Source organism: Labedella populi (genome assembly GCF_004078655.1).
Classification (GTDB): Bacteria; Actinomycetota; Actinomycetes; order Actinomycetales; family Microbacteriaceae; genus Labedella; species Labedella populi.
This window is the reverse complement of the sequence record NZ_RZNC01000001.1, coordinates 725041-736974: the sequence shown is the minus strand read 5'-3', so window position 1 is coordinate 736974 and position 11934 is coordinate 725041. Positions and strand designations below refer to the sequence as shown.

Annotated in this window: 11 protein-coding genes; 9 read left to right on the top strand and 2 right to left on the bottom strand. The window is 70.0% G+C overall.

What is annotated here, in order from left to right; translation table 11 throughout:
- Nucleotides 1-180 precede the first annotated feature (180 nt).
- A complete protein-coding gene (locus ELQ92_RS03650) occupies nt 181-1626 on the top strand; it encodes an MFS transporter (protein ID WP_128497594.1) in 1446 nt (481 codons plus the stop codon).
- 12 nt (nt 1627-1638) lie between these two features.
- Here the strand turns inward: ELQ92_RS03650 and ELQ92_RS03645 are convergent, their stop codons facing one another.
- Nucleotides 1639-2883, bottom strand: a complete 1245-nt coding sequence (locus ELQ92_RS03645; RefSeq protein WP_128497593.1) for an MFS transporter — start codon at nt 2881-2883, stop codon at nt 1639-1641.
- A gap of 190 nt (nt 2884-3073) precedes the next feature.
- Here ELQ92_RS03645 and ELQ92_RS03640 point away from each other — a divergent pair, with 190 nt between their 5' ends.
- Complete coding sequence (locus ELQ92_RS03640) at nt 3074-3760, top strand: FHA domain-containing protein (RefSeq protein WP_128497592.1); 687 nt, start codon at nt 3074-3076, stop codon at nt 3758-3760.
- Between the two features lie 75 nt (nt 3761-3835).
- Here ELQ92_RS03640 and ELQ92_RS03635 read toward each other — a convergent pair whose 3' ends face one another.
- Entirely contained in the window at nt 3836-4897 is a 1062-nt protein-coding gene (locus ELQ92_RS03635; protein WP_208004218.1) for an alpha/beta fold hydrolase, read from the bottom strand.
- Between the two features lie 352 nt (nt 4898-5249).
- On the opposite strand from ELQ92_RS03635, the gene ELQ92_RS03630 reads away from it, so the two are divergent.
- The 7 genes from ELQ92_RS03630 to ELQ92_RS03600 all read left to right on the top strand — a co-directional run bounded on the left by ELQ92_RS03630 (nt 5250) and on the right by ELQ92_RS03600 (nt 11915).
- Nucleotides 5250-5840, top strand: coding sequence for an FCD domain-containing protein (locus ELQ92_RS03630; protein WP_341810209.1), 591 nt, complete (start codon nt 5250-5252; stop codon nt 5838-5840).
- Nucleotides 5841-6076: 236 nt separating this feature from the next.
- Nucleotides 6077-6370, top strand: a complete 294-nt coding sequence (locus ELQ92_RS16210) for a WXG100 family type VII secretion target (RefSeq protein WP_166426693.1) — start codon at nt 6077-6079, stop codon at nt 6368-6370.
- A gap of 64 nt (nt 6371-6434) precedes the next feature.
- Complete coding sequence (locus ELQ92_RS03620; protein WP_128497589.1) at nt 6435-6962, top strand: WXG100 family type VII secretion target; 528 nt, start codon at nt 6435-6437, stop codon at nt 6960-6962.
- On the top strand, nt 6955-7263 hold the full coding sequence (locus tag ELQ92_RS03615) for a hypothetical protein (RefSeq protein WP_128497588.1): 309 nt from the start codon (nt 6955-6957) through the stop codon (nt 7261-7263). Before ELQ92_RS03620 ends, ELQ92_RS03615 begins: the two co-directional genes overlap by 8 nt.
- A gap of 8 nt (nt 7264-7271) precedes the next feature.
- Complete coding sequence (locus ELQ92_RS03610) at nt 7272-9659, top strand: hypothetical protein (protein ID WP_128497587.1); 2388 nt, start codon at nt 7272-7274, stop codon at nt 9657-9659.
- Nucleotides 9562-11115 (top strand): toxin glutamine deamidase domain-containing protein, encoded by a 1554-nt coding sequence (locus ELQ92_RS03605; protein WP_128497586.1) that lies wholly within the window; start codon nt 9562-9564, stop codon nt 11113-11115. Before ELQ92_RS03610 ends, ELQ92_RS03605 begins: the two co-directional genes overlap by 98 nt.
- A gap of 20 nt (nt 11116-11135) precedes the next feature.
- Nucleotides 11136-11915: an Imm52 family immunity protein gene (locus tag ELQ92_RS03600; protein ID WP_128497585.1), complete on the top strand. Its 780-nt coding sequence runs from the start codon at nt 11136-11138 to the stop codon at nt 11913-11915.
- Nucleotides 11916-11934: the final 19 nt, after the last annotated feature.

Here is an 11934-nt window from a genome sequence, read left to right as displayed (position 1 = left end):
AGTGTTCAGGGGGGTGAGGGGAGGGGTCAGTCGACGCCGTGCACACGCGTTCGCGCCGGAATCACGTATCGTTGTCGACGCCCGACTTCGAGTCGGGGTGGTCGAACCGCGGCGAGCGCCGCGTCGATCCGGGCTGGAAACCCCGTTGCTCCCCCTCCAGTCCCGATCGAAAGGTCCCCAATGTCCACGCTGCCTGCAGCGACGACCACCAGCCACCGCTGGTGGGTCCTCGTCAGCCTCTCCCTCACCCAGCTCGTCGTCGTCCTCGACGGCACGATCGTGAACATCGCTCTCCCGCAAGCGCAAGTGAGCCTCGGCCTGACCGACACCGAGCGGCAGTGGGTCGTCACGGCCTACGCGCTCGCGTTCGGCGCGCTCCTGCTGCTCGGCGGTCGCATCGCCGACTACGCCGGCCGCAAGCGCACCTACCTCGTCGGCATGATCGGCTTCGGCCTCGCATCCGCATGGGGCGGCTTCGCCGGTGGCGCCGTCGACCTCATCGCCGCACGCGGACTGCAGGGGATCTTCGCCGCGCTCATGGCGCCCGCGGCCCTCGCGCTCCTCACCGTGACCTTCCCGAGCGGACGCGACCGCAACACCGCCTTCGCCGTCTTCGGGTCGGTCGCCGGTGCGGGAGCGGCCGTCGGTCTCGTGCTCGGCGGGGTCCTCACCGAGTTCGCCGATTGGCGCTGGTGCCTCTGGGTCAACGTGCCTATCGTTATCGTGAGCGTCGTCGCCGGCGCCCTCCTGCTACGCGAGAGCCGCGCAGAGGGCGACAACCGCTACGACATCGCCGGCACCCTGACCGTCGCCGCAGGCCTCGCGAGCCTCGTCTACGGCTTCACCCTCGCCGAGAACGGCTGGGCGCGCCTCGACACGATCGGATTCATCGTCGCCGGTGTCCTCCTCCTCGGTCTTTTCGTGTGGATCGAGTCGCGCGTCGCGCAGCCGCTGCTGCCGCTCCGCGTCATCCTGCACCGCGTCCGCGGCGGCGCCTTCCTCATGCAGGCGGTCGCCGGGAGCGTCATGATCGGCGGCACCCTCTACCTCACGTTCCATTTGCAGATCGTGCTCGGATTCTCGCCGCTCCTCGCGGGCCTCGCGTCCCTGCCGCTCACGGTAGCGATCGCGGTCGTCGCTCCCATCGCGACGAAACTGCTCCCCGCCATCGGACCGCGCCCGCTCATGATCGCCGGTCCGCTCGTCGGCGCAGTCGGCCTCCTGCTCCTCAGCCGGATCACGCCGGACGGCGCGTACCTCACGGAGGTCCTGCCCGGGCTCCTCGTTCTCGGCGCCGGTATGGGGATGCTCTTCGTGCCGCTCCAGAACCTCGCGCTCACGGGCGTCGCGCCGCACGACGCGGGAGCCGCGAGCGCCACGGCCAACGCGACGATGCAGATCGGCGGCTCCCTCGGCCTCTCGATCTTCACGACGATCTACGCCGCGGCATCGGGACACGCGACGGGAGCCTCATCGCCCGCCGCGCTCGTCGACGGCTACTCGGCGGCGTTCGTCGCGGCCGCGGTCGGCCTGCTCGTCGCCGCGGTCGTCGCCGTCGTCTTCATCCGTGGCCGCAAGGAGGACCTGCTCCCGAGCGGCGAGCACGTCATGGTGCACGCCGGCTGACCCGGTCGCTCGTCAGCGGGCGGAACGGGCCCAGTCGTCCTCGAGGCTCCGGGGGCGCGCGACGATGCTCCCCGTCACGAGGATCGAGCAGACCGTCACGAGGAGGAAGACGAGCGGCGCCGTCCAGCCGCCCGTCACCTCGTGCAGGACACCGAAGAGGAGCGGTCCGATCGCGCCCACGACGTAGCCAATGCCCTGCGTGAAGCCGCTGAGGGCCACGGATCCCGCGCCCGAGCGCGTCCTCAGATTGATGAGCACGAGTGTGAGGGGGAAGAGCAGCGGCCCTGCCCCCGCGAGCGCGACCCACAACCACGTGAGCGTGTGTGGGAGCAGCAGAAGCCCGAGATACCCGGAGACGTAGAACACGAGGCCGGCGCCGAGGAGCGGCCACACGGTCCGCAACCGCACCGCGAGCATGGGCACGATGATCGACGCGGGCAGGCCGACGGCCGCATACAGCGAGAGCAGGGAACCGGCCTCAGCCGGCGTCACGCCGGCATCCTCGATGAGGAGTTGCGGGAGCCACGCGAACAGCGCGTAGACGTTGAGCGATGTGGTCCCGAAGAGCACCGCCATGCCCCACGCGAGCGGCGAGCGCCACGTCCTCCCCGCGACCGTCGGGGGCACGATGGCGATCGACGCGGTGTCGTCGGTGGGCGCGGCGCGCTCGCGCCCACGGCGCTCGCGCAGCAGGAGTCCGACCCACGGAACGACGGCGGCGATCGCGAAGACCGACCAGAGCCCGAGCGACACCCGCCACCCCGCCGCGTCGGCGACCGGGACCGCGATGAGCGGGGGGACGAAGGTCATGAGCGAGAGCACGGTCGCGTAGAGCGACGTCATGAGCCCGATGCGGTCCGGGAAGTACTTCTTCACGACCGGCGGCAGGGCGACGTTCGCAACTCCCATGCCCGCGAACGCGAGAGCACTGCCGATCGCGAGCAACGGGAACGATGGAGCTGCGGCCCGCACGAAGTGCCCGAGCACGACGAGCACGAGTGGGACCACGAGGAGTGTCTCGAGCCGCACGCGGGCTTGGAGGACGGGTGCCAGCAGGCCGAAGACGGCGAAGCACAACGGCGGCAGGGTCCCGAGGAGTCCGAGACCGATCGAGTCGAGCGGGATGTCGTCGCCGATCTGGGCGACGATCGGAGAGAGAGCGGCGACCGCCGTGCGCAGATTGGCCGCCGCGAGGACGACTCCCACAACGGCGAGCGTCCGCCCGGCCCAGAGCGGGGCAGCGGGAAGGGTCGTCACTCATCGAGTCTATGAGGGCCCCACCCCCGGCACTGCGTACGCAACGGACATCCGCGGCCGTGATCTCACCCGCGGATGTCCGTTGCGTACGCAGTGCGGGGAACGTCCCCACGCGGAGGGGGGTGGTCGTCCGGCCGTCTAGACTCGGTCTCGCCGAGATCGCGAGCACCATCGACCGGGGGAAGATCACATGTCCGCGCGCTGCCAGTTCTGCGACGAGGAGTTGCGTCCGAACAGCATGTTCTGTGCGAACTGCGGCCAGCTCGTCGCCTCCGTGCCGCCTCCCTTCGGCGCTCACGTCGCCGGCGCCTCGCCCGCTCCCACCACCGCCGCACCCGCTCCGGCTTCCGAGAAGAAGAAGCGGCGGATCGGCCGAGTTCCGCTCCCCGGGACCTTCGGCGCCCCCGCACCGGACGAGGCGGCTCCGGCGGACCCGCCCGCTCCCCCGTCGCGATCGACGCCGACTCCCGCCGCCGCTCCGGCTGTCCCGTCCCCCGCCCCGACACCGAGCCCCGCGCCTCGCCCGGCCCCGACACCGCCCGGCCCGTCCTCCGTGCACGTGAAACTCAGCACCGGCTCCACCATCGCCATCATCGCACCCGCGATCGTGGGCCGGAACCCCGGCGTCGTGGCGACCGACGCGCGCATCGCGGGAGTGCAGATCGACGACCCCTCGCGCTCGGTGTCCCGGGCGCACATCCGGATCGAGCCGGCCGACGGCACCCTCGCCGTCGTCGACCTCGGCTCCGCCAACGGCACCGAGGTGGAACGCGGAGACAGCACAACACCCCTCGTGACGAACCGGGCGTTCCCGCTCGCCGTCGGCGATCGCGTCTGGATGGGCGCCGACTACTACTTCGACGTCATCGGGTTATGAGCGGCTGGCCCGTGGGCTGAAGCAGCCTCGTCGCGAGGATTCTGCAACCTCATTGACGGATCAGGCTCGTAGCGCTCACTTCACACCGTCGAGGAAGAAGTCGTTGAGGAGACCGACGTACTGGTCAGGCTGATCGAGATGGACGACGTGTTCCGAATCAACCCGCGCATACGTCCCGTCCACGAGCAATGACATGGCCTTGTCGGCCTCCTCCTGATCCATCGCTCCGTCGAGGAGCCCGTCGTCGGTGGTCGAGAAGTTGGCGTGGATGAGCAGCGTCGGCGCGGTAATCGCCTGCAACGCCTCGGCATGATCGAATGCCTCGTTCCAGGTTCCGTCGTAGAACGCTGCGCCGAAGCGGGGGTCGTACTCCTCGAGCCCTCTCATCAGCAGGCGCACCGTGTCATCCGAGATGAAGCTGAGCTCGACGGGCTCGCCGGGGTTCGCCTCACGATAGGAGGTGACGAAGTACGTGATCACCGCGGTCGAGCCGGGGAAGACGTTCTTGTCGAAGAACGCGGAGTTGTACTCGAGCCAGTACATGAGGAAGTCCTCGTTGCCGGCGTCACTCATGGCGACGTCGTAACTGCTCTTGAAGGCCTTGATCGCGACGGTGTTCTGGATCTCCGGGTACTCGGACGAGAAGAGCGGCGGGTCCTCGAGCGCGACCGCCCGGACGGCGTCGGGGCGGTTGGCCGCGAGCCAGGTCGTGAGAAGACCGCCGGACGAGTTGCCGCTCACGAAAGCCGGCTCCCCGATCTCCTGATCCATGAACGCGCCGAGGTCGGTGCCGATCTGATCGGCGGTCATCGCGTAGTCGTCCGGGTAGGTCGTCTCGCCGTGGCCCTGATAGTCGACCACGAAGACGTGGTAGCTCTCGGCGAGCTCCGGCATGACGCGGCTGTAGTCGAACCAGTCCATGAGCTGCGCATGCAGGAGCATCAGCGGCGGTCCGTTGTCCGGGCCCTCGACGTAGCTGAAGTTCACATCGTTCACCCGCGCGGTCTTCTCCTCGTAGCCGGCGTCCGCGACCTTCTGAATCCATGGATCCCTGTAGGTGTCGACGGAGTGCTTGACGACGCCGAATGTGACGACTGCGGCAAGCATGATCACGACGACGACGGCGCCGATGGCCATCCACACCTTCTTCGTTCTCGATCGCGGTCGGGGCGAACGGCTCGTCTCTTCCGTCGATGTGGCCGACATGCCATCCTCACTTCCTTCTGGATCTCGGGACCGTTGCTGAGGCCGCGCCGCAGCAACGGGTTGAACTGACGTGTCTATTATTCATGAATAATCTTAGATCGTGAGTCCGCCTAGATTTACAGAGACCCCGGCAGACGGAGAGAACATGCCCCCCACACGCAGACCGCGGTCGGCGTCGGTGCCACGCGCCGAGACGATCGCGGAACGAATAGCCGAGCGAGCCCGGGAAGCAGGGCCTCGAGCACGTCTGGGCAGCCGTCAGGAACTACGCGAGGCCTACGGGGTGTCGATCGGCACACTGCACGAGGCGTTGCGCTTGTTGCAGTCGACCGGCGAGATCTCCGTGCGCACCGGGCCGGGGGGTGGCGTCTTCGCCGGGGAGAGCTCGGCGCTGTCCGACCTCGTTCGGTCCCTTCACCCGCTGAACATCGACGGGCCGTTGTATCCCCAGACGGCGCGGGTGCTCGAAGCCCTTCGCCCGCTCGTCTTCGCCGACGCGGTCGACGGAATGACCGCGGCCGGCGCGATGTCCCTCCGTCAGCGAGTGACGGCACTGACGGCAGCACGCGACGGTGACCTCCAGACGTTCGTCCGGTCGAGCCTCGAGGTATTCGCCACGATCGTGTCGATACCACCGGCCGGGATCCTCACCGCGGTCGCGGGGTCGATCCTGCGGACCCAGATGGACACGCTCCGCCATCTCTCGGGTCCCATCGATCCACAATGGCGGGCCGATGTGGACCGCCACCACGACGCCGTGTCGGACATGGTCGGCGCCCTCATCGAGCGAGACGCCGATGGCGCCCTCGGCCGCGCGAGCGACCCCGCATTCATGGGACTGTTCGCGGCGGTGGCCGCGCGAGCCACGCCATGAAGGCGATGCGCCCCGCTGCCGACGCCGAGCCCGCGAGCGGAGCGACCGAACGTGCCACCTCCCGGACGCCCCCCAATGCGAGGCATGGGTACCTCTCCACCTTGTTGGCGTCGGGAGGTCACTTTAGGCTCGACCCAGTTGGAGACGCCGGATCGACGGCACGGGGGGTCCAGCAGGACACCCGTGCTCACGATCTCCCGGTCCTCCGTCATCATTCGAGAACGTGGAGGGTTGCCATGGCCGACATCAAGGTCACATCAGAATCGCTCGCCGGCGTCGCGGGTCAGTTGTCGTCCGGCTCGCAGTCGATCGAGTCGCAGCTGCAGAACCTCAAGGGACTCGTCGACGGTCTCGTCGGCGGCGACTGGTCGGGGACGGCGTCGCAGAGCTTCAACGAGCTCTACAGCCAGTGGGACCAGTCGGCGCTTCAGCTGAAGGAGTCCCTCCAGGGCATCAGCGAGCTGCTCAACCAGGCGTCGCTCACCTACGAGGACTCCGAGACCTCGATCTCCGGCCTCTTCCGCGCCTGAGTCGCTCCGGCGTCACCTCCGCGCGGCGTTCCCGCCGCGTCCGTCATCGACCTGAGGATCCGAGATGGTGCAGTACCGTGTCCGCGCGAATTCGCTCGGCGAGGTGTCCACGCTGCTGGACACGGTCGTCGCGACCTTCGACAGCAACCTCGCCGAGGCGAGCGCCACGGTGTCGAGCGTCGCCGGGGCCACCTGGCAGGGTGATGACGCCGACAAGTTCGTCGAGCTGTGGGGCGAGTGGGAGTCGGGCGCGCTCATGGTGCGCGCGGCTCTCACGGGCCTCGCCTCGCAATTGCGGATGGCGGAGTCGGGTTACATCACCACGGAGGTGGGCCTATCCGGTGGCTTCGCAAACCGGCGCCAGTCCACCGCCTCGACAGCGGGAGGCGCCGCGGCCTTCGCCCAGCGCGTCGCCGCGTCGCAAAACGCGTCGGCCGAACGCGACGAGGCCGAGGAGGACACCCGGCTCGTCTCCGCGGGTTACGGCTCGTTCGTCACCGGCGGCTCGATCGCCTCGCGGGGCTCGAACGACAAGGGCGAGCAGAAGGCGGCGGACTCCACGGCCGAAGACATCGAGGGCATGGATGTCTGAGCAGCAGGTCGAGCTCGCTTCCCTCGAGCAGCTCGTCACACAGATGGAGAGCCTCGTGCGTTATTGCGACGCCCTTCGTCAGGGCGCCGGCGGCTTCGCCTACATGCTGCCCGCCGAGTGGCAGGGACCCGCGATGACGCAGTTCCTCGCGAGCTTCGAGACCTGGTCGATTGGCGCCCAGGGGCTCGGTGAGAGCGCCCGTGGCCTCCACGAGCTCGCCAAAGCCGTTCACACCGCATACTCGACCACCGTCGAGAACCTCGACACCGCGTGGAGCGACACCCGCGCGAGCCTGGCCTAGGAGGCACCGTGTCCGTGTTCGTCCGCGTGACCCCGTCGCGCCTCGTCCTCGACGGCGACGACCTCTACCGTGTCGCGACCACCCTCGATTCCGCGGCACGCGCCGCGCAGTCGGCCCTCTCGGGAACGGGCGGCATGGCCGGCAACGAGGAGGCCGCGCAGGAGTTCATCGACGGGTACGGCGACGGCGCCGTGAACACGCTCAACGCCGCGGCGTCCTATGCACAAACCCTCCGCGGCCTCGACACGCTCCTGCAGGACACGGCCAATGCGTATAAGGATGCCGGCACCGTCGGGACCCTCGAGACCGTCGCCTCCCGTTCCCCCTCGAGCACTCCGGGGTCCGCCGCGACCTTCTCCGTCCCGAGCGCGAAGGCGCCCGGTCCCGAGACCCCGCTCGGCGAGTTCGGCGAGTTCGTGATGGATGCGCTCGCCCAGATCGGTGTCGTCCTGCCCGACGCCGACACCGGCAAGCTCGGCGAGGCCGCCTCGGCGTGGTCCTCGTTCGGCACGTCCGTCTCGAGCGCGGCGAGCCAGCTCGACGGCACCCTCACGAACCTGGCGTCCATGGACATCCCGCAGGCGGCGGACATCCGCCAGTCCCGCGACCTCATCGCCGAGAAGCTGCGCGAGATCGCGAAAGCGGCGAGCGGCGCTGACGGCCTCAGCTCCCTGTGCTCCAAGCAGAAGGAACAGGTCGAGGCGATGTGGGAGGAGATCGGGTGGTTCCTCGGCCAGATGGCCGCGGAGATCGCTCTCGACCTCGGTCTCGGCGCCCTCCTCTCCGTCGCGACCGGCGGCCTCGCAGCCCCCGCCGTGGTCGCGAAGATCGCCACCACGGTCATGCGCTGGGTGCTCAAGATCGCGGCACTCGTGCAGAAGCTCGTCGCCCTCACGCGCATGAACGCCCTCGCGGCCAAGGTCCTGCTCCGCGCTCTCGCGGAGGGCACCCAGAGCGCGATCGCGACCGTGACCGTTCAGGCGGCCGTCAACGTCGTCGCCCCCGAGCGGGCCCAGAGCCTGCTCGCCGCGGGTCTCGGCTCCTTCGCCGGCGGCAGCGTCTCGGGCCGCGTCGGCGACGGCGGCGCCCACATCCTGCGCATCAACTCGCGCTCCGGCTTCTCACGCGTCGCCACCAACTCCGCGGTCGGCGTCACCGAGGGAGCCGTGGACGGCCTGACCGATGGCGTCGTCCAGTCTGCGGTCACGGGTTCGCCCGTCAACCCGCTCTCGTCCGCCGCACTCGGCGCCCTCATCGGAGGACCGGCTCGCACGATCTCGGGAGGAGCACGGCCGAACGCGCCCGCGCCGGCCGCGGGCGGATCCGCGAACACGACCTCCCCCGGCGTGGTCGTCCCCTCGAGCGCGTCACCCGACGCCCCGAGCGCACCGTCCTCGGCGGACGCCCCGAGCGCCCCGACCGCGAACACTCCGACCGGCCCGCAGGGCGGCGGGGCACCGTCGAGCTCCGCGCCCGCCACAGCCGGTGGGACGAACACCGACGCACCGGACGCTCCCGTCGTCGACGGCAGCGTCGAGACCTCGACCCCGGTCGACGCCTCCACGTCTGTCGACATCCCCGCCGGCGACGCTCCGCTCGGTGCGGGCAGCGCCGATGCTCCCTCGGTCGGCGGCGGCGTCCCGGACGTCTCCCCTCCGGACGCGCCCGCGCCGTCGGCGGCGGACGGCGGTTCGCCCTCGAGCCCCGAGTCGAGCATCCCCTCGATGCCCGACACGAGCGCCCCATCCACGCCCGACACGGTTCCGTCCGCTCACGAGCGTCCCATCCACGCCCGACACGGTTCCGTCCGCTCCCGACACGAGCGTCCCATCCACGCCCGACACGGTTCCGTCCTCTCCCGACTCGAGCGTCCCATCCACGCCCGACAGCAACGTCCCCTCGAACCCGGACAGCGGAGCCCCGTCGGTCGCCGACGCGAGTACTCCCGATGCGAGCACGTCGACCACGTCCGACGCGCCCGCACCCGCTGTACCCGGCTCGTCCGCGCCGGTAGCGCCGGCAGCGCCGGGCTCGTCCGCGCCGGTAGCGCCGGCAGCGCCGGGCTCGTCAACGTCCGCCGCGCCCACGTCAACGCCCGACACGTCAAGGCCCGACGTCGACGCACCCGCCGTTCCGGCGAGCGCCGCTCCCGTCGCTCCTGCCGCCCCCTCCACCGCACCCGCGCCCGCTGCAGCACCCAGCTCGCCCGCCGACGGTTCGCCCGCCGCCGCGCCGGTCGCCGGAGGTGCCTCGGGAGCGGCGACCACGCCGAGCGCGCCGTCGACGAGCAGGCCCGACGTGGACTCGAGTGCTTTCGAGGCCGCGGTCGCCGCCGATGCCGCTGCGGCGGATGCCGATTCGAGCGACGCCCCCACGAGCGACGCCCCTACGACTGACGCCCCCACGACTGACGCGAGTCGCGCGGACACCGTCGACCCGGAGGCCCTCGACGCCGACGACGCCGTCGCAGCGGGCGCCGTCGCGGCCGGCGCCGTCGGTGTCGTGGGTCTCCACACGGGAGCCAGTGGCGGGAAGGCTCCGACGGTCCCCTCCACATCGACGGCGCCGTCCACGCCGACATCCCCGACGGCTCCCACCTCCCCCGACGCACCGGGCTCGCCGATCGCGTCGACGCCGAACGACCCGTCCACGCCGACCACACCGGGCGACGCGTCCGCCGGGACTCCCGAAGCGAACACCGCCGACGCTCAGCAGCCCGGCAGCGGCAACAACACGACGGAGCGCACGACGGCGGAGATCGACGCAGCGCTCGCGGCGATCAACCCGAACTTCGACCCCTTCGACCCGGCTAACGGCTACGCGACGAACTGCGGGAACACGTCGAGCATCCTCAACGACTTCCTCAACGGTGATCCCACGCGGGAGGCCCCGACGGGGACCCTCGACGTCCCGCAGATGGAGGCGCGTACCGGCAATCCCCAGACGCCGATGACGCCCGAACAGATCGCGGACTCGCTCCGCGGGATGGGCGCCGGTTCGCACTGCGTCGTCGGGATCGACCGCTCCACGGGGGACGGCCACTGGTTCAACGCCTACTTCGACGGCACGACGGTGTGGTCGATCGACGCCCAGACGGGGACGCGCTCCCCCTGGCCGCCGAACGAGCCGAACGCCACCACCTGGGACGCCTCCATCCGCCCGGAGAACGTCGCCGTTCCCGCGCCGCGGGAGACGGACGCCGCATCGGGCGCCGGCGACGCGCCGTCCGCCGACGACTCGCGAAAAACCCAGCGATCTGGAACGACTGAGCCGCTCGCAACGACCGATCCGGCCGTTGATCGATCGGTCGGGCAGGCCGTCGGGGCGGGAACGGCCTCGCCGGTCGACCCATCCGCGTATGCCTCCGGCGACAGCCGATTCCCCGGCACCCATCCGCCGGTCACGCCGACCGCGGGTACGAGCGGGGGTGGGAGTGGCGAATGGCACACGACGCCGAACCGACACCAGTTCGGCGACTGGCCGGAGTACCAGGAGCAGATCTCGGGTTCGCTTCGGGACCAGAACGGCACGATCGTGGAGTACCGCATCTGGTCCGAGGGCCATGAACGCTTCGTCGAGTTCGACGGCCACACGCTCCGCGGGGATCCGCCCGTCGAGGTGTTCCTCGAATCGAAGCACGGCTATGCGCACGTCGCCGATCAGGACAGCTTCCTCGCACGGATCGACAGCCCGAAGTTCGTCACCGAGCTGCGTGCGCAGCTCGACGCCCTCCCCGACGGCGCACGACTCGAATGGCACTTCTCCGATTTCGACGTCGCCGCTGCCGTGCGCGAGTACTTCAGCGACCGTCGTATCCGCGGAGTCGATGTCGTCTTCACTCCGAAGGCCTGACGACGCGAGAGGATGATCGTATGACGACGCACACGACGACGCGATGGGGCCTTCTGTTCCAGGCCTTCTGGGGAGCCCGCGCAGAGGCACCGGCCGCCATCGCGGCTCGACTGACCAGCACGCTCGACGCTTTGGACGGTTTCCGCGCAGCCATCGACGGGCGCTGGACCGACGACTCGGGAAATGATGTGTCGGCCGATCCCCTCGCTGTCGAGGAACTGGTCTCGCGGAGCGTCCCCCGCTCGATCGAGGGGAAGACATTCCCGAAGCAGGGATTCGGCATCACCCTCATCCTCGTCCCCGGCGGGCAGTCGGCGTTCGATGCCCGGGCGACTCTCCGCCTCGAGGTCACCGCGGGCTCGGCCCTGGTGCCGAAACACAGCTTCTTCAACAGCGTCTTCGTCGACGGCACCTCGCTGTTCCCCGAGCAGGAGACCTACTCCCTCTGGGACGCAGCATTCGCGGGCCTCGTCGCCGCCTGGCAACCGGAGCACGCCGCGCTGCTCTCGAAGGAGCAGCGACAGGTCAACGAGAGTGTGCTCCCTCCAGACATCGACGTTCCCTGGGTGGGTGCGCTCACCTATCTGAGCGACCGCGCCGGCGCATTCCCGGAGACACCCGCTTCCGCTCGGATGGAGTCGACGGCCGACGGCGCCGTGCTCTCTCTCACGCCCGACTCGCCGACGGACGCGGTGTCGGGCCGATCCGCGCGAGAGGTGCTCGATCGCGCGGTGGCCGGCGGCTGGAATGCGCGCATCCCGCGGTCCTCGGAGCACCCCAGCGGTCAGCGTCCCGATTGATCACTCCCTGCCCCCCGCA